We start from the raw sequence: 23470 nt of genomic DNA, 5'->3' as shown, positions 1-23470 counted from the left end.
AAAAAAATGTCAGCCTGACAAATTTTTCAAAACAGGTTGGCACGAAGTGATGCTGGCTGGTTGCAGCTAGCAACAAGAGATGGACTTGGCTAAGAATATGGTGCCATATGTCTTTGAACCCACGCAATCGCGTTTTACAACAGCAGTGTAAATCCGGTGGCTAGCCGATCGATCATTGCATGCGTTCATTCAAACCACAACTGTTGCACTTGCTCGTTGAATACGCCATGGCGTGTTGCAAAAAGGGGACGTTCCATAAGTAAACATATCTCCGCCTTCCACCTCTATCCAGCCGTTGGCCCATGGCCGTGTCGACAGTAATCGTTGATCTGTTTGTCTACCCGTTGCAGTAAACTTAAAAAGGCGATAAAAAGGATCATCGTTTGGGCGAAGTGGATGAGGGGTGTAAGTAACAGCGAGAATTTCTTTGAACCATGTCTTCCGATATTCAGTGTCACTCTCATGCTGGGGGCCTCCGAATATTTTGCATAAGGTGGGGAAGTCGATATCGATGCGCGGATCACCATGCGGATCACGTATATATGCGACACGAAAAGCAGCCGCTATGATGCCAGGATATTTCTCAATGTAGCGATCAACAAGTTTCTTCAAATGGAGTGTCGCATAATCCTCGTGTTCGATTTTCGAACCATCTGGGTCAGGTATTTTTTTAGCAAGATAATCCAAATACCATGCAACTTGAAATACAGGAGGAATGAATCTTCCTTCTCCGCATGATGTTCTTGGGTCCAATATTAATTCGCAGGCTGGAAGATTCCAGTTAACTTCACCATCCTCAGCGTCTACTTCCGAATATCCATGCAAGGGAAATTCACCAAGGTAACCGGGCACTTCATGGGTATTGGAACAAATATAGTGTTTGTATGCTTTGTGTATGAAGAAAATATTCAATGAAACCCATGGTGTGGTAGCAAACCACCAATTTAGACTCGGTGATTGATTGGTTTCGTACATGCTGCTAGCAAAATCTTTGTTTTCAAATAAACATATCCATGGGTAAGAAATTGTAGCGTAGAGGTATTGAATAATATAGCCAATTCTGGTCGAGAGGTGCCCAAGCAATGATTTGTCGAACCAGCCGTTAGTGAATGCGTTGGCAGAAATTGATAAAATCCAGAGTGAAATTGGGAGGTAAATGATTGCCCATGCTAGTGATGTCATGTATTGTGTGAAGTTGTTCTTGTGAAGTGCTCGGGCGTCTGCAGATGTTATTGATCCAAATTCACTGACGGATTTTATTGCTGCTTTCTGTTGCATGTATTTATTGCTTCTATGTATAAAGTGCATTACCCCTATAGCGGCGAATATTATGAATATAAAAGGTCTGATGATCTTGTCGAATATCAGTCGTAATAATTTGATGGGGAAATAGTAATTCCAATTGAGTTCATATTGGACTCTGTTTATGAAATCTATGTCGTTCTGGGTTATGATGCGACTATTTTTCTCGAACATATTTCACCCATTTTGACGAGTGGCTCTAATAGATTTTCTGAAATTCATAGAAAACAATTTGCACACTCACATAGTGTTTGATCATGCAGCTCCAGCACGGGTCTGATCGAACCCGCTTCGTCCCGCTGGTAGCCACCAGCCAGGTTCCAGGCGACTGGCAGGGCAAAACGTCTGCAGTATTCGAACACGATCCGATCGCGCCGCAACATCTGTTCGCTGCTCAAAAAGCCGCCTAGCGGGTCATTGATGTGGGGGTCGGCACCTGCCTGATACAGCAACAGATTACAGCCCGCGAACGAGGTCATGATCTGTGGCAGATCGGCCAGGAATTGTTCTGCATGCTCGGGCAAGGTGGTCCAGTGCTGGCCCATACTGACATGCTGAATCCAGTGTTTAAGACCCAGTCGGTTGATAATGTCCTGGCTCCCGTCCCCGTAATGCACATCGCAATCTAATATGCCAATCGTGCTGATCAATCCGAGCTCTTTGAGTGCAAGCGCGGTCACCAGCAGACCATTGAACGTGCAGTAACCGAAGGCGGCGTTATGACTGGCATGATGAAAGCCGGATACGGGAGCGATTGCCACCTGCCGGTTGCGAACGGCTTCACGTGCAGCAGCAAGCATGGCCCCAACCGTATAGCGGCAGGTTTCTGCGAGCGCAGGGTCTTTGCTGCGAAAGCCATTGGCAATCGACCCCGCGAAAATGCCTTCCACATATTCGGTCGCATGCGCCATTACCAGCAACGCATTGGTGACTGGCTCGACATCGTGGAGCTCTAAGGGAATGTCGAGTTTCTGCCAGGAGGCCAGTACCGCGCGGGGCTTGCCGGCGCTGGGCGAAAAACTGGCTACGCTGCCGATCATCTTCTCGGAGTAGAACACGGGCAATCTTTTGAGTCGGGGGGGCTGCTGACGAGCAAAGTGAGTATTCTTAGCCATCTGTGACATGTTGATTTCCCGTGCAGCTGCAATTCAGCGTTTTTGATTCTTGCCACCATATTGCGCTCTGATCAGGCTCACCGAATGAGCTCGATGGTGAATTGAGTAGCTCAACATTCATGAGCCAGCAACGCTGAGTTCGGGTAACGCATGCCTTCATCCGGCCCTATGGGTATCAGTTACCCATTCTCTGACTGTGCCGTGCCGAGTCATATCTATGCACTCAAGTGATTACTAGGTGTCATCGGGGTTCCTGGCTTTAACAGAGGTCACTCGGCGGTAGTTGCACTGAATCCCCTTCAGCGCCAGTTCACCGTAGATACAGCGAATAAAGCCTGGGTAACAGACATTGCGTACATCCGCGCACATGATGGCTGGCAGTATCTGGCCGTTGAGCTCGACTTGTTCTCGCGTCAGGTCATTGGCTGGTCAATTCAGTCACGCATCGACAGAAAACTGCTATTGAATGACTTGATGATGGCGGGATAGTGATATGGTGGCGCCAACCCAAACAGGATGTACTTGTACATTTCGATCAGGGAATGTCAGTTCAGTAGTTACGACAAGCAGAACTTCCTGCTGGATTATCGCCTGGTTCTCAGTATCAGTCGGCGCGGGAATTACCACGACAATGCCATTGCGGAGAACTTCTTCCAGTTGCTGCAGCGGGAGCGCATCAAGCGAAAAACCTATCTCGACTGGGAAGAGGTCGGGCGGGATATCTCTGATTACATGTAGCTGTTCTACAGCTCGGGGCGTCGTCTTAGTTCCGCAAACGCACTATCGCTGGTAGAGTGTGAGAGGGTATTTCCAACGGCTCGAGAATGTCTAGAGACGCTGGGCCGATTCACTCATGCTAATAGTCAGATGCATGGAGACAATATGTCACGGATTTCATTTATTTATTCTTCAGGTGATTTCGATATCAATGAGCTTGTTGCATGGGTCAAGGGGAGCGGACGTACTTATGTAATTATTGGAGGGGATAACACAACTTTCGATACGCACAGCAAGCCTGGTTCTTTGGATTACTGGCTGCGATCAAAGTCTTCGTCAAAGGATGTTCGGCAGTCTTGCGCTGAACTGATCGCGAAGATTGTTGATACTGGCCTCTTTGTTGAGGCACAGGATATCTGTCCTGAAACAGAGCGTTTGTGCAATAGCCTTCGCCTCGTTAATAAAATGTAGTGATACATAGTCGGTTCTTTATAAAGTCTGGTGTTGTTGTTTGTTCATAAAAGAGCGCGAATTCAAAAAGTAAGTGCAACAGTCAAGTGGTTTTCAATTCAGTGACTTGGCCTGTTCAAATGCGTAATTCGGCGATTTGAAACCGAGCCGTTTCCTGGGGCGATTATTCAGCTTCCTTTCCACCTCGGCAATCTGGCTTGGCTTGACTTTGGCGAAGCTGGTTTTCTTCGGGAAGTATTGCCGGATCAAGCCGTTGGTGTTTTCGTTGCTCCCGCGCTGCCACGACGAGTACGGATCGGCGAAGTAGCAATCCGCCTTCAACCGGCGGGAGATCGTCGCGTGGCCGGCGAATTCCTTGCCATTGTCGAAGGTGATGCTCTTCACCTGGCCCTTCAGCGGCGCAAGCATGCGGCAGATGGCTTTGGTGACGCCGGCCGCCTCTTTGGTTGGAACGTGGGCTATCCGGGTCAGTCCGGTTTTGCGCTCAACCAAGGTGACCAGCGCCCCTTGCTGGCCGGCCCCAATCATGGTGTCCGCTTCCCAGTGTCCGATTTCCTCGCGGGTTTCCACTTTGGCTGGGCGTTCGCTGATGCTGCGTCGATCCTTGATTTGCCCGCGCCGCTCGGGTGAGCCATACCGTTTGCGTCGCTGTTTCTGGCAGCGCAACAAGCGGTAGAGCTGACCATCCCGGCGCTTGTCGTCGGCAATGCGCTGATAGAGCCATTCATGGCTGACTCTGCATTCACTGTCCCGAAACACGCCGCTGATCTGTTCGGGGCTCCAGCCTTCTTCGAGCAACGGGACAGCGGCTTCATCGAATACCTGATGCCAGCGCGGGCGCGGGCGCCCCTTGTCCTGCAGATGCTGACGATAGCGTTGCTCCGCACGTTCGGCGTCGTAGCGGTCACGCCTGCCATTGCGGCGAATCTCGCGCGAGAGGTTGCTGTCTTCGGGTTTGCCGAGCTGCCGTGTTGTAACTAGCGGTGTCCGATGACCATAGTGGTCGCAGTTGATCGGCCCAACCCTAGGTAACGCTGCTAGTCGTTTTGATGCTGCGCGCATCAGCGCCATGAATCTGGTAGACGTCCTTGGCCAAGTCGAGGCCAATGGTGGCGATGTTCATGGTGAACTTCCATGCGCGGTTAACGCTCTCCGTCTGGACCCGGCTATGCCGGTTTAGAAGGGAGTGTCCATGCCATTAACAACGTCGCTAAAGGTACCGCCCGCAATTACCAGCCCAGCGTCTCCGCGATGGCCTGCACGCCGACCAGCGCACCACTTTCCAGGCTGACGGTACCGGCGGGGCCGTCGGCTTCGGTCGGGTTGATGCGGATCAGGGTAGTCAACTCGACATTGTCCCGACTGAGCAGGCGCTCTCCGGCGCGGCGTACCGTGGCAATGGTGGTGCCGGCCCCCAGTTCGATGATGGCCAGGCGCTTTGGTTTATCCAGCCAGCGGTTCAGCCGTTGCCGCTGCTCATCGCTGCGCTGTCCCAGCCACTCCCAGTCACCGAACATCAGGATGTTCGGCCGCATCAGGGCGCCACACTGCGGACATCTCGGCAGTTTGCCCAGCCAGCGACAATGTTCCGCGTCGATCTGCGGCTCCAGCCAGTCAGCTGACTCGATCCGGGTCGAACAGGCATCCAGACATTGCAGATGATGAATTGAGCCGTGGCACTCGCTGATGCGCTGCGCCGCAAAACCGGCTTTCTGGAACTGGCCATCCACATTGCTGGTGAAGACCGCGGCACCATGCAGCAGGCGCTCTCCCCAGCGGTGCAGCACGTGGAAGCCCTCGTGTGGTTCGGTTTCGCGGTATAGCTTGAGCCGGTGGCCATAGAATCCCCAGGCCAGCTCCGGGTCAGTACGGAAGGTCTGCGGACAGGCAACATCCATGAAACTGAGCTGGGCGCGTCCGAGTGCCGGGTAGGCCTCCCAGAATCCTTGGCCGCCACGAAAATCCGGTAGGCCAGAATCCACCCCCATGCCCGCGCCAGCGGTGATCAGCAAGCCATCGGCATGGCGAATCCGGTCTGCGGCCTTGCGGGCGGCTGCATGCAGCGGGCTGAGATTCAGTGCAGGTGTGTCAGCAGGGGCTGGCTTGGCCAGCTCTGCCGCGTAATGCCCGAGCGCGGCCTGCAGCTGTGCCACCACCGCCTGACGCAGTGTGGGGGGATCGAGTACTTCGACATCGGCACCATGCCTGAGGATGTCCATCACCAGTTCCCGCTCCCCGCGATACGGCAGTTGCAGCAGATAATGCTCGGCGTCCAGCCATTCGCCGCTCTGGTCGGCATGCCAGGTTTCGCGGCTGACGTAATGGGCTGCCTTACCGCTGAAGCACAGGCGAGCCCACTGTCGCTCATTGCCACTGAAAATCCCGTAACCACCTTCCAGTGCCTGCTGCAGTTCAGCATCCGGCACATCCAGCGCGACCTCCTGGCTCAGCGCGACCGTCTCAACGCTATCCAGCGCAAACGAGCGGATGGCATTGCGCAGATGGCACCACGCTTCCAGATACCAGGCATTGCGATAATGGGTCAGCCGCTGCGGTGAAACGATGCGGGCCGTCGCCTGCTCGGCTCCGGGGGAGCGATACTGCAGACTGAGCCGCTGTCGTTGCATCACGGCATGCGCGATCGCCTCGAAGTGTGCCGGCGCAACCGGGCGATGCAGCGAGGGCAGCAGGCGAATACGCCGCTGCACCGCATCCGGATCCAGTCCTTCCTGGGCCAGCAGTGTGCGCAGGCGTGCCTGAAACGGTCCCACGTGACCAGAAAGCAATCCCGGCTCCAGCTGGGAGAGCACATGCTGCATCGACAGCAGTGCTGTGGCTTCCTTCGCGGAGAACCAGAGCCCCGGCATTTCGAACTGCCCGGCCTGTCGGTCCGATTCGAAGCGGTAGCCCCCGGCCTCGCGATCCCAGATGATCGGCGCCTGCAGGCGATCGCGCAGGTACTCAATATCGCGCTTGAACGTGGCCCGGGAAATCTCCAGCTCATCCAGAAACACGCCAATCGGTACCACGCGGCGCTCATGCAACAGCTGATTGATGCGGAAAAATCGTTCGGACTGGCTCATGATGGCATCTCAGCAAGTCGTGCAACTGACGGTTGACGGAATTAGTCAAGACTGATTGTTCGATGTAGTAAATGGAGATTAGCGGAATAGCAAGCGAGTCCCTTCATCAACACAGCCTGCAAACGACCGTCCATTAAGCAAAGCCAGTAAGAGCTCAGGGATGGCAATAACACCAGCTTCCGTGACCGTATATTGTTCAGCACTACCAATAAGTGAGCGCTGCATCAGCCGGTATTTGTGTTTGCCGATGGATTTGCGGTTAGCTTCCAGTTCTTTGAGCAGTTTGTTCCAGGCTTGCAGCTTGTAAATGGCTAGGCTGCGATCCGGCAAGAGCACAAGAACTAGTTCCTCCCCCTGCCGTGCCCACCCCATAGGTAGGTTCACATGGTTCATATCTCTTGCCTGGCAATAGGTATCACATGGAGCTCATGCAGCAGATGATTGCTGCGAAAAAGCACTGGGACTGGTTCATATGGACAGTCTGAATGTTTTTAGCGAATTCTAGCGCTAAACTGGCTCATTGCATAAGCTCAGAATCAGTTAGTGAAGGCTCATCATGTGAGCTACTGGCTGTTTCATACTGCCTTCATCCTGTGACCTGCTGCATAAGGAAGCAAACGTGGCTTATCCGCTCCCTCCTATTGAGATACTGGATAGTGGTGCAACGCGCCGCTGCGTCGCGTTGCTGGGCGACTCCATCTTCGACAATGCCAGCTACGTCCCCGGTCAGCCCGCGGTGATCGAGCAACTGCAAGTCAGTCTGCCCGAGCCGTGGCAGGGACTGCTGCTGGCTGTTGACGGAGCCGTGACCCGCGATGTGCAGGTGCAACTCCAGCATCTGCCCGAGGAAGTCAGCCATGTGGTCATCAGCAGTGGTGGCAATGATGCCCTGCAATGTCTGTACCTGCTTGGCGACCGGGTGAATACCATTGGTGAAGCCTTGACTCAGCTGCAATGGCATATCCGCCAACCGTTCCGCCGGACCTATCGGGATATGCTGCTGCAGGCAAAGTACACCGGACGCCCGGTTACGGTCTGCACCATCTACAACAAGATCCCTGATCTGGGGCTGGCTGAGCAGGCCGCGCTCGCGCTCTTTAACGAGATCATCCTCGAAGAAGCCGCCAGCCTGCACATCCCGGTGCTCGACTTGCGGGTGATCTGCGACGAAGCAGACGACTATTCCGAGGTATCGACCATCGAGCCTTCTGCCCGGGGTGGGCAGAAGATTGTTGATGCCATCGTGACCAGCTTGCTCAGCGAACCTGATCATCACCAGTACTCGATTGCCTGAGGCAATCCAACCTTCAAGAGGACCTCAATTCATGGCCAAATTGCCCAGCGGACGAAACGTGGCGATCACTCCCGATCTGATGTTCGAGCATCTGGAAACGAGCAATTTCATGACCTGGATGAGCCTGCAGCTTGAGCCGATGTCGCCCGCGCAAATGGCCGGGTACTTCGATGTCATCGAGTTCCGCACGCCACTGGTAGATCCTCCCACTACGGCCGATGAAGCAGGGCCAAGAACCTACTGTGGCTTTGGCGTTGCAGAGGTGATGACCGAAAAGTGCTCGTGGAGCCAAGAGGATAAAGCGGCATTCATGCACTGGCTAAGCAGCAAACCAACCCAGGACTGGATTCTGGAGCAGTACGGCGAATTTGAGAAAATCCTCGCCCAGGGGCCGGGTCAGGTGCATCACTCGGTGCTGAACCAGCTTGGCGCCTCAGATCCTGCGGATCTGGGACGAAAGATGCTGGATTCCTGAGCGCAGGTTAACTGAACTATCGAACACAGGAATGCCTGATGGACCATGATGATCTGCCGCTGCTGACCTGGCGGGAACTCTGGGAGCAGCACCTGCAGCATAATGAAGCCGATCGCGAGCTGGCCGAGCGGCTTGGTATTGACTGGGCGAGCTTGACTTTGCGGCCGGAGGAGAACATTCGCCCGCCAACGGATGCGGCCATCTTGCCGGCCTGCCTGGATCTGGATAATGGCCGCCAGGTGCGGGTGAATGATTTCAGGCAATACGACCCGAATGCCCATCGCCTCTGTGGCGGGAGGATGCATCCGCTGTTGCGGATCAGCAAGCTCTTCGAAGAGTTGCAGGCGCAATCAGGGCTCTTCGATCCGGATTTGGCCTTGGTACTCGAACCGGAGTACCTGATTCAGTTCATGGCCGTGCTGGTCATGCGCAAGGATTACCGCTGCTGGGGGGTTATGGGTTTGCTGCCCCCGATAACCTGTGTCTTGGAACTGCAGGGGGACGCTCTGGATCCGGATGAAACCTGGAGCACGGTGTTTGTGATCTGGTTCCAGTCCCATTACGGCATTAGTGCCTCAACCCTTGAACGCATTCGCGCTATCGAATGGCGGCGACATGCTCAGAATTGGACGCCATAAGCGGACAGGAGAAAACCCATGCTCGGATCAGATTGGCAGCTTGCCAGAGACATTGCCGCATACTGGATGGGACAGCTGCCTCCTCCGTCTTCTCTGTGTCCGCTTTTTGTAACGCCCGAGAAGCTGGTGAGCTATCTCGATCAAATCCGATTTCGGTCAGGGCATGCGTTGACGCCGTGTGTGGGCTGCGGTGAATGGCATCGTTGGGCGTTCTTCAAAAGACTGCTTGAGCGCCATCTGATCCACAGTACGCCAGGTGATAGTCCGATTTTGCAGGCGATTCAGAGCAAAATTGACCAGCAGATTGCGAGCGATGGTGGCCGGGAAGCGTATCTGCGCAGCGAACGGGCGACGGATGAGTTTTTCGCGAATCTGCCTGAAAACACAAGTAAGCCCAAGTGGCTTCGCAACGCAGGCGATACGGGATTGGAGTAGTGCAGTGGATATCACTTTGCATTCGAGGAATGCACAGTGATATTTCATAACATGTCAGACAAGGTATTTTCTGCGTGGCCTCAGTGGCTGCGATGGAAATTGATGCGGAGAGGAAAGGATATGACGGGTTTGCACATCACGTTTGGGCTCTATCTTGACGGTCAACGTACCGAAAAGGCGCGCAATGCACTGGGTCATGCGGCGGTTGGGCCAATGGGGTTGTTGCAGATCCTGGAGGATCAGTTGGGATTGACGGCTATCCTCCCCGCTCATGCCGAACGCGTTATTCAGTATCGGGATTGCTTGCGTCGTTGTGATCGTGCTGATCGCTTTTTCCATCAGAGTTTTGCCACGGATCCGTTGGGTACAGCAGCCACCTTGCTTGAATGGCGTGATCAGTGGTCCCTGCATGGCTGGAATGGACAAGTTGCCGCAGATGCCCCGTTGCGACTGGTAGATATGGCGGATGTGGAGGTGCTGGCTGCTGTTTCGGTAAGTCCGAATGTGGGGCAGCGTTTGCGCCGCGTGAGCGAACAACTGACAGTACGGCAAGCCAGAATTGATAGTCTTCGCTGTATTGACCCCCTGGCGACATTGCCCCTGACATGGCAGACCGTGCTTGCCAAACTGCCCGTTAAAGTGGAGCAGAATCTTCAGGGGGCCGGACACGGTTTTCTGGGTGAACTGCAGCAGCAGCTCAAACTGGCTAAATCCGGTCTTAAGGGCAATGTGCTCAAGTGGCGGGATGATGGTTCGGTACTTGTCGTGCAGTCAGAGACGGAATGCATTGCCGCATCCTGGTTGTCGGTACATTTGCCCGATGAAGCGGAGACGTTGCTGGTTGCAGGCGAAGCAGGGGCCGTCCTCGATGGTTATCTGGCTAGCGCAAATCAGGCTCGATTGGGCTTGAAAGCTAGCAGCTCATGCCGTCCTGCTTTGCAGGTATTGCCTATGGCGCTGGCGTTGCTTTGGGACCCTCTTGATTATGGTGCGCTGTTGCAATTTCTTACCCATCCCATCTGTCCGATTCGGTCGATGGCTCGCCGCAAGCTTGCTGAGAAAATTGCGGATGCGCCGGGTGTGGGGGGGGAGCGCTGGCAAAATGTTCTGAATGAGATCGCCGAATACTATGGTCCAGAACAAGCGGAAGCCGTACGCGCCCAGATTACAAGCTGGGTTGAACATCGACGTTTTCCTCTGGAGGAGGGGGTTCCTGTCGAGGTGGTTCTGGAACGGGTCAGAAATTTGCAGCGATTTTTCCGGCATCGCCTCGGTGATGAGGATGTTGCTGCACAGCTGGCTTTTCAGGCGGGTTATGCCCAATGCTCGGCATTCTGTGAGGCTCTGGATGAGTTGCTGAGACAGGGAGAATTTTCTCTGCGGCAGCGGCAATTGCAAAAACTGGTTATGCAGGTCGTTGGCGCGGGCGCACTCAATCCGCTCGGTGATGCTGAAGTAGGGGCTTGTCTGGTCACCCGTTATCCAGGAGCCGTCTTTGAACAGTCGCGACGCGTAATCTGGTGGCAGATGGGGATGCCGGTTTTGCCGAGCAATTTGCCTTGGTCCAACCAGGAAGTTCAGTCGCTGGCTCATGCAGGATGCCAATTGCCTGCTGTGGGTGATCAGTTGGATCAAGCTGCAGTGGAGTGGATACGCCCTGTGATGGCCGCGACGGATCAGCTTGTACTGGTTCTGCCCCCGCCGGGTCGTGAGGTGCATCCGCTCTGGCAGATGATCTGCTCGCTGGTGGACGAACCTGTGATTCAACCGCTTGAGCGCCTCATCGAACAAGGCGGGCAGGGCATGGTTCCTCTGAAGAACATCCGCCTGCCGTCAAGAAAACGCTGGTGGTCTCTACCGGAGGACGTGTCGGTCGAATTGCGAGCAAAGGAATCTTTCTCGAGCCTCGAGTCGATGCTGTTCAACCCCTATCAATGGTTGCTGAAATACCCCGCAGACCTCCGCCCTTCACGAAGTATCACACAGGGTCATTCCTTCCGGATGCTTGGCAATCTCGCGCATGCGCTGGTTGAGCGTTACTACCGGCGAAGCGATGCACTGCAGATGGACGATGCCCAATTTGCACAGTGGTTCGATGAAGAATTCCGCACGCTGATTATGCAAGAGGGCGCCACTTTGCTCGCACCGGGAAAACGGGCCGAGCTCGAAACGTTTCGTCGACGCCTAGAAAACGCCATGGTGTCCCTGCGAAAACTCGTTGAGTCATCCGGTATTGTGGATGTCATTCCCGAACAGCCCTTGTCCGGAACCTTCCCTGGTGGCGCGCTGGCTGGCTATGCCGATCTGGTGATGACCAATCAGCAAGGTGCTCGGGCGGTGGTCGACATGAAGTGGGCGGGAGCCACGAAGTATCGGGGTAAATTGAAAGCTAATCAGCATCTGCAGTTGGCGGTGTATGCCGAGTTGCTGCGCCAGGACACCAAGGCTGCACCGTCCGTGGCGTATTTCATCCTTGATCGGGCCCTTTGCTTGGCTGCGGATGATCATGTCCTGCAAGGCGCCGACGTGGTTAATTCCGCAGATGGTGAGGACACCGCCCAACTTTGGCGACGGTTTATCAACACCTGGCGCTGGCGTGCCAAGCAGATTCAGGAAGGCTTATTTGAGGTGGCCATGGATGGAACCGAGCCGGATGAAGACTCGACGCCTCCCGACAATGGCCTGGCAATGGAATATCTGAACGAGGCCTACAACGACTACCGCACCCTGGCCGGATGGAGCAACTGACATGAGTATGAATGCCAAGATCACCTTTATCAGTGCCGGTGCCGGGAGTGGCAAGACGCACCGGCTTACTCAGTTGCTGCATGAAGAGTTGCAGAGCGGTAGCGTGCGGGCATCCGGAGTGATTGCAACGACGTTTACTAAGAAGGCTGCGGCCGAATTGCGGGAGCGGGTGCGCGAGCATCTGCTGAAGCAGGGGAGCTGGGGCCTGTCCAATGCAATTGGACAGGCTAGGATTGGTACCGTGAACAGTGTGTGCGGGAAGCTGATCGAGCGTTTTGCCTTTGAAGCGGGTGAATCGACGGAGTTGCAGGTACTGGAAGAATCGCAAGCCAGCTTGTTGCTCAGCAGGGCTATTGATGCGGTGCTGGACGAACAAGCGATGCGTGAGCTGCTTGCGTTGTCTCATCGGCTGGGATTGGAGGACGAATGGAAGGAAGCGTTGCAGACGCTGGTAACGCAACTGCGTACCAATGATATCTCCCTCGGAAGAATCGCGGGTTTTGCCGAACAGAACTGCCAGGCACTACTGAGCCATTTCCCTGCTGTAACCAAACAGGATCTGAGCCAAGCCTTGTTGCAAGCGATCCTTGCTGTACTGCCCGTCATCGAGCTTATGGCCAATGAGGGCGGAAAGGATGTCACGAAGAAGTATCTGCAACAACTCCACGTGTGCACTAAGGGACTGCAGAGGGGGAGTTTGCCCTGGAGTGACTGGGTCAAGCTCTCCAAAATGAAACCCGAGGCAGCACTTAAAGCACAGGTTGAATCGATTACCTTGCTGGCCGAACGCTATGGGGAACACCCTCAGCTCCAGCAGGATCTGCGGTCATATCTCAAAACCATGTTCAGGCTGGCTGAGCAAGCTCTGGAAAACTATCGCCAGTATAAGCAGGAGCTGGGGGCACTCGACTTCGCAGATCAGGAGCATTTGTTGCTGAATCTGCTCGATCAGCCCGACGTTGCTACGGTGCTTCGTGATGAACTCGATCTGCTGATGGTGGATGAGTTTCAGGATACCAGTCCCATTCAGCTTGCCTTGTTTCTCAAGCTGGCTTCCTTTGCGAAAAAGGTTTATTGGGTTGGTGACATTAAGCAGGCAATTTATGGTTTCCGCGGCAGCGACACGGAGTTGATGCTGTCCATTATCAATGCGCTGCCAAAGATGGGGGCGAACAAGGAGGTGTTGCCATATTCCTGGCGCTCGCGCCCGGAACTGGTCAACATTGTGAATGCCGTGTTTGCCCCCGCATTTGCCAATAGTTTGACGAAAAATGAAGTCGAGCTTAGTCCGCGTCGTGCCGAAACCATGCCAAAGCCGGCATTCGGCAACTGGATTTTGCACGGAAAGAACGTATCGGATGACGTCCGTGCCGTAGCTCGTGGCGTGATTCAACTTGTCCAATCCGGTTACACCATTTTTGATAAGTCCCAGAAAAAACTGCGGCCGGTCCAATATGGCGATGTCGCTATTCTCTCTAGGACCCATGATGGCGTCGTCGCGTTGGCGGCCGCGCTGTCTGCACAGGGGATTCCGGTTGCAACTGCCCAGCCTGGCTTGCTCGCAACCCCGGAGGTGACCTTGGCTTTGGCCTGTTTGCGCCGGCTGAATGATCCGACCGATACCATCGCGACAGCCGAAATCGTCGCTATGCATGACGGACTGGAGCCGGAGGTTTGGGTCGCAGATCGTCTTCGCTATCTCAGGAAGTCCACCAAGCCTGATCAATGGATGGAAGTGGCGTGCGAAGATCATCCCGTCCATCCGCTGCTGGCCAAAATTGTGGCTCTTAGGGCTGATTTGCCGGTGATGTCGCCCACTGAAGCACTGGAATCCGTCATGGCCATCTGCCAGCTGCCGGAAACGGTGAGCGCCTGGTCTGAGACTGGTGATCGTGCGCGCGTCCGATTGGCCAACCTGCAGGCTTTGAGCGAATTGGCGCGACACTATGAAGAGGTCTGCCAGGTAGGGCAGATGGCTGCGTCGATTTCTGGGCTGCTGCTTTGGCTCGGAGAGCAGGCTGACAGTAATCAGGATATGTTGGCAGAACCTGCGGTTGATGCCGTCAGGATCATGACGCACCATGCGGCCAAGGGGCTGGAGTGGCCGGTGGTGATCCTCACTGATCTGGCCAAAGATGTGAATAGTCGTCTCTGGGGTATTAGTGCCCAGTCAACCAGTACTTTCGATGTGCAGCGGCCTCTGGCAGATCGATTTATCCGCTACTGGCCCTGGCCATTTGGGAAACAAAGGACTGTGGAATTGGCTGAGCGCATTGATGCGACACCGATAGCCGCAGCGTTCCAAGCATCTGCCATCGAAGAATCCAAGCGCTTGTTGTATGTCAGCATGACGCGTGCTCGGGATTTGCTGATCCTGGCGCGGCAGCGCAGGAAGCTTTCTGGAGAATGGCTCGACACTGTAGCTGCAGACTGGCTGCTGCAGGATGAAGAGAGTGACTCGATTACTCTGCCTTCTGGCGAGCAGATTTCAGCCATGCGCTGGGAGCTTGATGCAGGTAGTCTTGCAACCCAGCAGAAGGAGGAGGGGGAAGGTGTGTTGTTCGGCTTTGGCACTGTTTCATCCGCGCGTGACAAGATTCCGCTGAAATTTAATCCCTCGCAGGCCGCCTCAATGTCTGCAAGTGCAATGGATACGGTCCAGCTTGGTGAGCCTTTGGTGCTTTCTTCATACGAAGACAAGGATGTGCTGGGTACCGCTATCCATTCGTGCATCGCTTTGTCCTTCACAGATCATCAGGTGCCCTTGAGTGAAGGCGAAGTGGTTCGAGTGCTTGACGGGTACGGAATGCAAGGCGCAATTTCAGCGAACTTGCTCAATCAACGCATTCAGGAACTGCATCAGTGGATCGCTGGCCGCTGGCCTGCTGTGACAGCTCATGCCGAAATTCCCGTGCAGAGTGTGCTTGCGAATGGGCAGATTCTGAATGGGCGTATCGACTTGCTGCTCGACACGGCGGACGGCTGGATTCTGATTGATCACAAGTCCTCGGTGCTGGAGCCGGGGAAATGGTCAACGCTAGCTCCGAAATATGCGGCACAGATGTCGGCCTATGCATCTGCCATTGAGAAAGCGACGGGACGCAAGGTGGTGGAGGCATGGCTTTTTCTGCCGGTTGCGGGTGGTTGTGTGCGGATGTCGGTCGGTGCGATGGCAGAGGAAGTCGTTATCGGATTTTGCGCCTAGTGCTCCAGCCATAGCCGTTAAACTTGAGCGCAGCGAATCGGCTTGGGTGGCTAGGAGCTTGTGGGCGGGGCTCGAACGGCTGGCCACAGCAGGTGCAGAGGGTGCTGGACATCGAAGTTCTCCATATAAAAATCATATGGGAACTGCTGGCCGGTGGCTGCAATCAGGGAGACTTGATGCGAGGCGATGCAACAGGACGGCACGATCTGTGGGCAAACCACAAACACACCCATTTGCACCCGTTTAAAGGGCTACCGATTGGCCTCATCCTGAATGACACGGCACTGCTCGATGATGTCGGCAAAGCTCGGCTGATTCAGCGCCAGCAGACCATCCTTCAGCATCGCGGCGTAATCGTTTTCGAGCGCCATCATCGATTCACCCATGGGGATGAGTTGCAGTTGACCACTGGTGGCGGCGAAGTAATCTATCCTGGCGCCGGCAGCGTCTTTCTCGACGAAGAACACCGATTTGTGTTCTGCAACGGCCCGAGCCAGCGCCTGGTCGGCGCAGGCCGCTGCGAAGTGTGGCGTTTTTGCGATGGCGGCCAAGTCGTACCAGTGCCGCGAATAGCGTTCGCCGCGCAGCCGTCCCTGCAAGCAATACACGTGCGCTGCGGTGGCCTTTTCCCAGAAGGTGCGCTCTGCCGCCATCACCAAGGGCTGGGCGACGGGGAAGGTGATGTCTTCGATTTCCGGCGCAATGTCGCAAGCCACTGGCTGAACATGATGCGGCTCGCCCGTGGCGCGGGCACCAAACTCCAGCTGGATCGTGGGCGCTGAATAGCCGGTGCCGGTTTTGACCGCCGGATACGACAGGATCAGCTTGTCCCGATCTTTGCCCTCCAGCGTCAAGCTTGCGTTCAACCCATCTTTCGCCAGCGCCGCAGCAATGACCGGTTTGACCGTCGCATCGATCCAGTCGGGCAGGCGGTGGCGTACCGCGCTGCTGATCTTTCTCTCTTGGTTGGCGGAAGCAGGAATGGGGTTGCCTTCCTTCAACAGGTCGGCTGCCAGTTCGCGGATGTCATAGGTGAGATCCACGTCCTCAGAAAACCGATCGATGATGCGATAGACCTTGGACAACGAGGTGCCACCCTTGAAGGTGAGTTTGCGGGCCAAGTCAGATTCGTAAATGGCGGACAGCACCCAGACCACCCAGATGTCTTTCTCGAGCAGATGCGCGGGCCGCCCGCTGCGGGCGGCAGCAAACTCCAGGGCTTCAACCTGATCTTCCCGGCTGAGCGAAAACCAGGACTCAGCCATGTGCCGTGGCCTCGCTGACCACTTTGGCCATCCAGCTCGGCAGTGCGGCCCTCACGCCACGCACAGCTTCCCATTCGGACTCGGGCAGTTTTGCGCGCAGTTGCTTTAGCGCCGCCGGTGCGCCCTCTGGCCCCAGCCATGACAGCGCGCGGATCACCTTGCCCGCAGGACGTTTGCCCAGCAGCAGTTGCCAGCGGTTGCCGTGCTTGAGCTCCACGCACCGACTACCGAGATGCAGGGTACGGGATGCGCCGGAGGTGAGAAAGACCTCGCGGGTCGGCACCTGCGTGGTCAGTCCCAGCGCATTGGCTTCAGCCGCGCCGTTTGCCACGACCGTTTCACCGCAACTGGCCTCGATGGCCTGCACCACGGACTCGGTGGATGGCGGGCGGGAACCAAACCGGCCCTCATGGGGTGCGACATAGGCCCCGCGAGTCACGCGCAGAAGCTTCCCTTCCTGAGCCAGCCGGGACAAGGTTTTATCGATGGCCGCCCGCGAGCCCAGATGCAGGAACTCCTTGGGCGACAACAGCCCCCCCTCGGGCATGGCCCGGGCGGCAGACAAGATGTTCTCGGCAAGATGACTCATGGTTACGGCTCCTTTTGTCAGAAGTATAAATTAGTATCTGACATACTGCAATTTGCAGCAGACGTGCCCAGCTAATGGCCGCAGAGATGCCTCCATGGCCTCGGTAGCCCGGATCACGCACAAAAAGGGGTATTCGCCGAAAGCCAACACGGTTTCGGCCAGAACATCGAATTCACGGCCTTAAGGCCGAGGCGTTACTATCTGGTTCAGCCATGTTGCGCAGCAGGTAATCAGTTGCCTGATCCGAAGTGACCCGTTTCGTGCTTACCCGAAGCGTGTCTGCAATCACTTCTTCCAGAGCCACGGACTGAGGAAGCATCCGTGGGTGGGTCTTGCTGTCTTCTGCACAACGTAGGCGGATGTGAATCCGCCTCGGTCTGGTCAACCTCGGGCTATCAGCCTTACGACCTCAAGCCCTCCCTTCAGGGAGGGGGGGTTGACGGCTCATTTGGAATCACCCTTCTTTCTAGATTTCCGAACCCGCTGGCGTAGAACCAAATCATTAGTCTGCGCCATCTGAACAGGGTGGCTAAAGGGCATATACATAGTATCGTAAGGCCGACCGATGTCATCCAGCGTGCGGCGCAATTTACCGTGAACTGCGCCATTTTTTCGCGCTGATTTTGGCGCAGTTTCATAAATAGCGCCATAATTGCGCCACATGTATCCCGAACGGCGCCACAACGCGATGTCATCTACCTCAGAGTTACTGAACAGTATCCAAGCATCCAAGAACGGATTGACACTGGCCGAACTGCTGACCGCGCACCCCGGCATCGCCAGGCGAACTGCGCAACGCCTGATCGCAAAGCTGATTGATAGCAGGCAAGTCAAAGCTGAGGGCGAAGGTCGGGCTCGTCGCTATTTTCGTGCAGATACTCAATCTGGCAGCGGTGTACCAGCCACCATAGTCGACCGTTTCCCGCCTTTCATTCCACTGTCTGCCGATAGCCAGGACATCCTTGCCTATATCGACCAACCTCTGGAGGCACGCAAGCCGGTAGGCTACCAGCGAGATTTGCTTGATGCCTACCGCCCCAATGAGACATGGTATTTGTCGGAGCCGCTGCGCCGCCAATTACATCGGATGGGCAGGACGGCTGACGCTCGAGAGCCTGCGGGTACCTACAGCCGCGCCATTCTGAACCGATTGCTCATCGACCTGTCGTGGGCGTCAAGCCATCTGGAGGGCAATACCTACTCCCGGCTCGACACGCGTGAGCTCATCGAGCATGGCAAGGCTGCACGGGGTAAGGCGGCCATCGAAACACAGATGATCCTGAACCATAAAACAGCGATTGAACTGCTGGTCGAAAACATCGATGGCGCGGAACTCAACCGCTACACGCTGATGAACTTGCACAGTGCTTTGGCAGAAAACTTGCTGCCCAATCCCGCCGATGAGGGGCGAATTCGCCAGCACGCCGTCGATATAAGCAAAAGCGTTTATCGCCCGCTCTCAACACCGCAGCAAATCGACGACGCACTGGAGGTGCTTTTGGGCAAAGCCAACCAGATTGCCGATCCGTTTGAGCAATCCTTCTTCATGATGGTGCATTTGCCCTACCTGCAACCTTTTGCCGACATCAACAAGCGCACCTCGCGATTAGCCGCGAATCTGCCGCTGTTCCGAGCGAACCTATGTCCACTAACTTTTTTGGATGTGCCGGAGCAAGCTTACAGTCGAGCCACTCTCGGCGTATACGAAATGACTCGCGTCGAGCTTTTACGTGATCTGTATGTCTGGGCCTATGAACGTTCTACACAGGAATATCTGGCGATCAAACAAGACTTGGCCGAGCCAGACCCCCTTCGCTTGGCATGGCGTGATTTCATCAAGCAAACCATTCGTGAAGTCATTCGGCATCCGGAACTTGATTCGTTTTCCTGTATTCAGCGTGCCGTGGCTGAACGTATTCCCGAGGGTGAACAAGCTGCCGTACAAGCACTGATTGTTGAAGAACTCCGCAGGCTGCATGAGGGGGTGCTCGCGCGCTATGGCTTACGACCGTCCGAGTACACTACTTGGAAGGCCGCTCATCGGCATTAGTCCATGCCGTTGCTCCAGGATCAATGGACTACTACACCTGGCGCAAGGCCGATGAATGATTCGATACCTTGTTCTCTGATTTCAGAAAGGAACAGATCAAAGGCGTCCTGATCGCTTTCGAACTCACCATCGAAGATGGTGGAGTTGTTGTATTGATCCACGACCTCCAGTGTCCAGCCTGAATCTGGCAGGCGATAGATGCACACCTCCACCGTCTGATCGTTCTCAGTGTACTTCTGTTGCAGAGGAGAAAAGATCAGCTCGATATCATTATGCATTCCATGCCTCTAAACAGTTGAAGAACCGAATTGAATGATAGCAGGCAAGGCATGTAGGCGTAGTCTTACGCTCCCAGCTGTTTCATGAGTACCTGCTCAGCCTCCGCAGTCATCACCATACTGACGGCCATGCATGCGCGAGTCATGCCCACAAACAACCGACGCCGAGTTTGCTCATCCAGTTCGGTGAAATCCAGCTCGGTTAGCACGACAGCGGGCGATGATTGCCCTTTATAGCGGCTGATGCTGTCGATCAGGAGTTCCCCGTCCCGCCAGATCGGATTGCCGTCCTTGTCAAAACTGCCGGTATAACTTTTGACATTCCAGCTACCCAGTTGGTCCAGGGAACATAGTGCGGAGTGGTGATGGCCGCGGAAGGTCAATACCACGATGTCTGACAAGGGATAGCCTGCTTTTTCGAATTCATTCACCGCAGCACGGGTCGCGCTAAAAAGGTTATTGCCAGATTCAGAATACAGTCGGATGGACGGGAGCGAGCCTTCCAGAGGTGAAAGGGCTTCGATCACCCGGGTGCCCAGTCCCAGCGCGTTGATCATGGCGCAAACCATGCGAGGTGTTCGATAGTTATCTGGACTGTCGATGCAAATTGCCTCGGGAATATCGAAGGGTTCGCGGCTATAGACGCGTTGATCTTCGTCGCCCAGCACATACATCCGACCATTCTCTTTGAGTTGCTTCGCCAGAGCCAAAATCCATTCCGGTTCGAAGTCCTGCGACTCATCCACGATGAGCAGGTCATACCGTGGCTGAAATTCATGCTCGAGATAATGACGCTCGGACTCCTGGAAAAACGCGGGATCTGCAAAATCGGGTTCACCTTTCCGTTGGCGCCAGAGGCTGACACACCCTTCATGAAACGTTTGTGCCTGCACGCGGGGAGGCAGACTGGCAATCATTCGGTCTGCAAGGGCTCGGTTATAACAGACGTATAGCGCGTGTTCCTTAGCCGTAGATTGCTCCAGCAGCTGGAACGCAAGTTGCGTTTTTCCAGAGCCAGCTGTGCCTTGAACTTGGATGATGCCGCTGTTGTGACGAATCCTCGGTATCCAGGTAGACAGCCCACCAGCGAGTTGATGGACAGTATTTGCAAGCTGTTTCGCACGGGCTGACAAGTCCAACCGGATCTGGAATAGATTTTTCAGGAAAGCCGTAACCCGCTCGCCTTGTGCCGACAAACTTGTTTCAGGAAGCACTTCTCGCACCCGCTGTGCCAGTGCATGGCATTCTCTAGAGTCAACAATCAAGGACCGGGGTAGCGCCAAGCCTGCCCCCATGAGGCAACGGTAGTCCGGTAATACAAGGAACATCGCTACATGCGCTTGGTTGATTCCTGCTTCCTTCAAACGACTTTGCAGTACACGTTGCTGGATTTGGCACTGCCTGCTGACATTCTTCTCGCCGGACGTGTAGAGCTTGAAGTACTGCCCATCACGTTCCAACACATCCCCTGCCTTGATTTCGCAGATGACGAGATCGCCATTACCGTTCATGACGACGACATCTAGTTCGCCATGATGTTCGCGTCCAGCATCGATGAGTGCCCAATCCAGGTGATGGAAAACCGTATAGTGATCTGAAAGTTGCTGCTGCAGTTGCTCGATGATTTGCAGTTCACGATACATACCGCCATGGGTTTTCACCGAGGGCAGAGAACTTGGATGGAGTCTGGCCATGCTGAGTGCCGTGCGAGGTGATGATTACGGAAAATAACAGAAGCATGACGTTCTGTGTTTGCTTGTGTGAGCCGGGTTCCTATCGAACACGCTCTGTGTGGCATACGCAATGTGGTGCTGGGCATGTGCGCATGGACATTTAATGTCTATAACCTTCGGAAGGTGTATATGATCCGGTTGTAGATTCAGTGCAATAACCTCACAGCCCAGTTGCTGATAGAACGTTATGACACAATGGCACTCCTCATACCCGACCAGCCCATTCAGGACACGGAATCGGAACTTGGGCTACCAGATCAGGTGATATTGCCAATGCCGCAGGACGATTAGGAAAATCTGCTCATGTTGCTTACTTTTTGAATCCGCGCTGGGTTATTCGAGGTGTCCAGTTGTGCAAAGAATATAGATTCGTGGAATTTTTCAAAAATTCATTGAAGTAGCCTAGACTTTTGTCGGTTGAATTCTTCCTTGCTGATTAGTCCTTCATGAAGGAGGATGGATAATTTTTTGATTTCATCAGCAACATAGAGTCGTTCCTCTGTTGATACAGGTTTCTTGGGCATGATTTTGTCTTGAAGAGATGCCATGATATTTACAATACTCTTGATGGCCATATAAATGGCGAAGCAGATAAAGAAAAAAGCAATTAGGTATTGCATGGCCCTCTCCTGGATGTATTGTGTCTAATTAGGAAAACCAATCAGCAAGTTTCGCAGATGCCCGTGCTTTGACCTCTTCGTCTATGTACATGGCGACGGTGGCGAGGCGGTGAGAAGCACGGGAGTTATAACGTTAAACCCATAGCAGCAACGACGACCTGATGTGTTACTGATTCTGGCGGATATGAAAAGATGATTTTTCATGACGTTATATTACGTGAATGTAGTTCTGAGAAATGGTTCACAAGCTTGTGAAAAGGGGGATGGTCTCAAGGTCCATGTGATGAATTGAATCGCCCCTGCTTTCATAGCAGGCCAATGAAATTCCTGTGTCGGCATGAAGAAAGCTCATGGGGGTGATCCAGCCTTCTTCTTCCGGGGCTTCTTTTCATGAGTGGCGACGACTTTATGCAGGGCGCGATGTTTATTTATGTCGCCTCATCATCCGCGTACCGGTTGTGCATCCCTTGCGTCTACTCAAGCAGGCGGTCGATGCGATCCTGGCATCGATGAGCCCGGAGTTCGACGCTCGTTATGTCGCCGTCGGCCGCTCCTCGATTCCACCAGAGCTGCGGCAGCGGGTGCTGTTGCTGCAAGTGATGTCCTGCGATCCGCAGCAAGCGTCCGCTGGTCGAGCAACAGGATAACAACCTGCTGTTCCGCTGTTTTTCGGCTTGCGCATTGACGACCCGGTCTGGGATCACAGTACCTTCAGCGCCAGCCGTGACCGCCTGCTGGAGCAAACCCGGCTGCGGCAGTTCTTTGACCGGATACTGGCACTCGCGGATTGGGCGGGACTGGTCACTGACGAGCATTGCAGCGTCGACGGCACGATGATTGAAGCATGGGCCACGCACCAGTTGAAGACCGACTCGGAGGCGCAACTGTATAAGAAGGCCAAGTTTGCCGAGGCAAAGCTGCGCCACCTGAACCACATCCTGATGGAGAACCGCAACGGCCTGGTGGTGGATGTCAAGGCCACCCAAGCGACCGGCACCGTCGAGTGGGAAGCCACGGAAACGATGGCGGGGCACACCTTGAAGCCGAGTTGCACGCTGGGTTAAGACATAGATTACGATCTGGACAGTCACACATTGGTGCTCAAGGCACTGGGTATTCAGACGCACACCGCTACCAAGAAAATCGGTAGCGCAGTGGATGGTCGAACCAAGCGCAGCAAGGGCTACAAAACCGGCCTGCAGGTACGCAGGCGGATTGAGGAAAGCTTCGGTTGGCAAAGACGATTGGCGGGTTCCGCAAGACCCGCTTCATCGGCACCGCAAAGGCGTAAGCCCAGGCGCTGACGATCTTTGCGGCGTGGAATCTGACCCGGATGATGACGCCGTGCGGGTGGCGGCAAGGTGCAACATAAGGACGATTGCATCGTGAAGCCGACAAATAGCAGGAAAAGCCCGAAAACTAGTGAAGGTAAGGCTCGAAATAACGAGTTTT

At 54.8% G+C, this 23470-nt stretch carries 18 protein-coding genes and 2 pseudogenes; 10 read left to right on the top strand and 10 right to left on the bottom strand.

The window, feature by feature from the left end:
- Positions 1-189 precede the first annotated feature (189 nt).
- Both INR99_RS16115 and INR99_RS16110 read right to left on the bottom strand, forming a co-directional pair.
- Positions 190-1278, bottom strand: coding sequence for a hypothetical protein (locus INR99_RS16115; protein ID WP_194117403.1), 1089 nt, complete (start codon positions 1276-1278; stop codon positions 190-192).
- A 242-nt stretch (positions 1279-1520) separates the two neighbouring features.
- On the bottom strand, positions 1521-2426 hold the full coding sequence (locus INR99_RS16110; RefSeq protein ID WP_194117402.1) for an arginase family protein: 906 nt from the start codon (positions 2424-2426) through the stop codon (positions 1521-1523).
- Positions 2427-2669: 243 nt separating this feature from the next.
- Here INR99_RS16110 and INR99_RS17565 point away from each other — a divergent pair.
- Together INR99_RS17565 and INR99_RS16100 are read left to right on the top strand one after the other, a co-directional pair.
- Positions 2670-3249 (top strand): annotated as a pseudogene (locus INR99_RS17565) (IS3 family transposase); the annotation flags it as partial.
- Positions 3250-3299: 50 nt separating this feature from the next.
- Positions 3300-3605 carry a hypothetical protein gene (locus INR99_RS16100; RefSeq protein WP_194117400.1) on the top strand — a complete coding sequence of 102 codons (306 nt, stop codon included), beginning with the start codon at positions 3300-3302 and terminating at the stop codon, positions 3603-3605.
- Positions 3606-3698: 93 nt separating this feature from the next.
- Here the strand turns inward: INR99_RS16100 and INR99_RS16095 are convergent, their stop codons facing one another.
- The 3 genes from INR99_RS16095 to INR99_RS16085 form a co-directional block, all read right to left on the bottom strand.
- Positions 3699-4667, bottom strand: coding sequence for an IS30 family transposase (locus INR99_RS16095; protein WP_194117399.1), 969 nt, complete (start codon positions 4665-4667; stop codon positions 3699-3701).
- Positions 4668-4834: 167 nt separating this feature from the next.
- The gene (locus tag INR99_RS17560; RefSeq protein WP_228098378.1) at positions 4835-6688 is read right to left on the bottom strand and encodes a Sir2 family NAD-dependent protein deacetylase; all 1854 of its coding nucleotides are present in this window, start codon (positions 6686-6688) and stop codon (positions 4835-4837) included.
- A gap of 78 nt (positions 6689-6766) precedes the next feature.
- Complete coding sequence (locus tag INR99_RS16085; RefSeq protein ID WP_194117398.1) at positions 6767-7081, bottom strand: hypothetical protein; 315 nt, start codon at positions 7079-7081, stop codon at positions 6767-6769.
- A 226-nt stretch (positions 7082-7307) separates the two neighbouring features.
- On the opposite strand from INR99_RS16085, the gene INR99_RS16080 reads away from it, so the two are divergent.
- From INR99_RS16080 to INR99_RS16055, 6 genes are all read left to right on the top strand, one after another.
- A complete protein-coding gene (locus INR99_RS16080; protein WP_308431508.1) occupies positions 7308-7982 on the top strand; it encodes an SGNH/GDSL hydrolase family protein in 675 nt (224 codons plus the stop codon).
- A gap of 31 nt (positions 7983-8013) precedes the next feature.
- Positions 8014-8457, top strand: coding sequence for a hypothetical protein (locus INR99_RS16075; protein ID WP_194117397.1), 444 nt, complete (start codon positions 8014-8016; stop codon positions 8455-8457).
- 38 nt (positions 8458-8495) lie between these two features.
- Complete coding sequence (locus INR99_RS16070; RefSeq protein ID WP_194117396.1) at positions 8496-9095, top strand: hypothetical protein; 600 nt, start codon at positions 8496-8498, stop codon at positions 9093-9095.
- 18 nt (positions 9096-9113) lie between these two features.
- Positions 9114-9530 carry a hypothetical protein gene (locus INR99_RS16065; RefSeq protein WP_194117395.1) on the top strand — a complete coding sequence of 139 codons (417 nt, stop codon included), beginning with the start codon at positions 9114-9116 and terminating at the stop codon, positions 9528-9530.
- Positions 9531-9650: 120 nt separating this feature from the next.
- A complete protein-coding gene (locus INR99_RS16060) occupies positions 9651-12278 on the top strand; it encodes a PD-(D/E)XK nuclease family protein (RefSeq protein ID WP_194117394.1) in 2628 nt (875 codons plus the stop codon).
- A gap of 1 nt (position 12279) precedes the next feature.
- Positions 12280-15483 (top strand): UvrD-helicase domain-containing protein, encoded by a 3204-nt coding sequence (locus INR99_RS16055; protein ID WP_194117393.1) that lies wholly within the window; start codon positions 12280-12282, stop codon positions 15481-15483.
- A 251-nt stretch (positions 15484-15734) separates the two neighbouring features.
- Here the strand turns inward: INR99_RS16055 and INR99_RS16050 are convergent, their stop codons facing one another.
- On the bottom strand, positions 15735-16748 hold the full coding sequence (locus INR99_RS16050) for a nucleotidyl transferase AbiEii/AbiGii toxin family protein (protein WP_194117392.1): 1014 nt from the start codon (positions 16746-16748) through the stop codon (positions 15735-15737).
- On the bottom strand, positions 16741-17337 hold the full coding sequence (locus INR99_RS16045) for a DUF6088 family protein (protein ID WP_194117391.1): 597 nt from the start codon (positions 17335-17337) through the stop codon (positions 16741-16743). The genes INR99_RS16050 and INR99_RS16045 overlap by 8 nt, the downstream gene beginning before the upstream one ends.
- Positions 17338-18076: 739 nt before the next feature.
- Between INR99_RS16045 and INR99_RS16040 the strand changes: the two genes are divergently transcribed.
- Positions 18077-19387, top strand: a complete 1311-nt coding sequence (locus tag INR99_RS16040) for a Fic family protein (RefSeq protein ID WP_228098377.1) — start codon at positions 18077-18079, stop codon at positions 19385-19387.
- Between the two features lie 20 nt (positions 19388-19407).
- On the opposite strand, the gene INR99_RS16035 is transcribed toward INR99_RS16040, so the two are convergent.
- The 3 genes from INR99_RS16035 to INR99_RS16025 all read right to left on the bottom strand — a co-directional run bounded on the left by INR99_RS16035 (position 19408) and on the right by INR99_RS16025 (position 22018).
- Positions 19408-19665, bottom strand: a complete 258-nt coding sequence (locus INR99_RS16035) for a hypothetical protein (protein WP_194117390.1) — start codon at positions 19663-19665, stop codon at positions 19408-19410.
- A gap of 65 nt (positions 19666-19730) precedes the next feature.
- Positions 19731-21359, bottom strand: a complete 1629-nt coding sequence (locus INR99_RS16030; RefSeq protein WP_194117389.1) for an AAA family ATPase — start codon at positions 21357-21359, stop codon at positions 19731-19733.
- Between the two features lie 428 nt (positions 21360-21787).
- On the bottom strand, positions 21788-22018 hold the full coding sequence (locus INR99_RS16025; protein ID WP_194117388.1) for an SHOCT domain-containing protein: 231 nt from the start codon (positions 22016-22018) through the stop codon (positions 21788-21790).
- 390 nt (positions 22019-22408) lie between these two features.
- Between INR99_RS16025 and INR99_RS16020 the strand changes: the two are divergent.
- Positions 22409-23390, top strand: a pseudogene (locus INR99_RS16020) (IS5 family transposase).
- The last annotated feature ends 80 nt before the right edge of the window (positions 23391-23470 follow it).

This window comes from Chitinilyticum piscinae, from assembly GCF_015223195.1.
In the GTDB taxonomy this organism is placed as follows: Bacteria; Pseudomonadota; Gammaproteobacteria; order Burkholderiales; family Chitinibacteraceae; genus Chitinilyticum; species Chitinilyticum piscinae.
Note: the sequence above shows the minus strand (reverse complement) of the source record. Positions and strands in the feature narration are given on the sequence as shown.

What these genes read in the sequence shown, in the direction of transcription:
- INR99_RS16030 (WP_194117389.1), bottom strand. Translation starts at nt 21,359, where the DNA reads ATGGCCAGACTCCATCCAAGTTCTCTGCCCTCGGTGAAAACCCATGGC.
- INR99_RS16060 (WP_194117394.1), top strand. Translation starts at nt 9,651, where the DNA reads ATGACGGGTTTGCACATCACGTTTGGGCTCTATCTTGACGGTCAACGT.
- INR99_RS16095 (WP_194117399.1), bottom strand. Translation starts at nt 4,667, where the DNA reads ATGCGCGCAGCATCAAAACGACTAGCAGCGTTACCTAGGGTTGGGCCG.
- INR99_RS16035 (WP_194117390.1), bottom strand. Translation starts at nt 19,665, where the DNA reads ATGCATAATGATATCGAGCTGATCTTTTCTCCTCTGCAACAGAAGTAC.
- INR99_RS16075 (WP_194117397.1), top strand. Translation starts at nt 8,014, where the DNA reads ATGGCCAAATTGCCCAGCGGACGAAACGTGGCGATCACTCCCGATCTG.
- INR99_RS16115 (WP_194117403.1), bottom strand. Translation starts at nt 1,278, where the DNA reads ATGCAACAGAAAGCAGCAATAAAATCCGTCAGTGAATTTGGATCAATA.
- INR99_RS16045 (WP_194117391.1), bottom strand. Translation starts at nt 17,337, where the DNA reads ATGAGTCATCTTGCCGAGAACATCTTGTCTGCCGCCCGGGCCATGCCC.
- INR99_RS17560 (WP_228098378.1), bottom strand. Translation starts at nt 6,688, where the DNA reads ATGAGCCAGTCCGAACGATTTTTCCGCATCAATCAGCTGTTGCATGAG.
- INR99_RS16025 (WP_194117388.1), bottom strand. Translation starts at nt 22,018, where the DNA reads ATGCAATACCTAATTGCTTTTTTCTTTATCTGCTTCGCCATTTATATG.
- INR99_RS16070 (WP_194117396.1), top strand. Translation starts at nt 8,496, where the DNA reads ATGGACCATGATGATCTGCCGCTGCTGACCTGGCGGGAACTCTGGGAG.
- INR99_RS16055 (WP_194117393.1), top strand. Translation starts at nt 12,280, where the DNA reads ATGAGTATGAATGCCAAGATCACCTTTATCAGTGCCGGTGCCGGGAGT.
- INR99_RS16110 (WP_194117402.1), bottom strand. Translation starts at nt 2,426, where the DNA reads ATGTCACAGATGGCTAAGAATACTCACTTTGCTCGTCAGCAGCCCCCC.
- INR99_RS16065 (WP_194117395.1), top strand. Translation starts at nt 9,114, where the DNA reads ATGCTCGGATCAGATTGGCAGCTTGCCAGAGACATTGCCGCATACTGG.
- INR99_RS16085 (WP_194117398.1), bottom strand. Translation starts at nt 7,081, where the DNA reads ATGAACCATGTGAACCTACCTATGGGGTGGGCACGGCAGGGGGAGGAA.
- INR99_RS16050 (WP_194117392.1), bottom strand. Translation starts at nt 16,748, where the DNA reads ATGGCTGAGTCCTGGTTTTCGCTCAGCCGGGAAGATCAGGTTGAAGCC.
- INR99_RS16100 (WP_194117400.1), top strand. Translation starts at nt 3,300, where the DNA reads ATGTCACGGATTTCATTTATTTATTCTTCAGGTGATTTCGATATCAAT.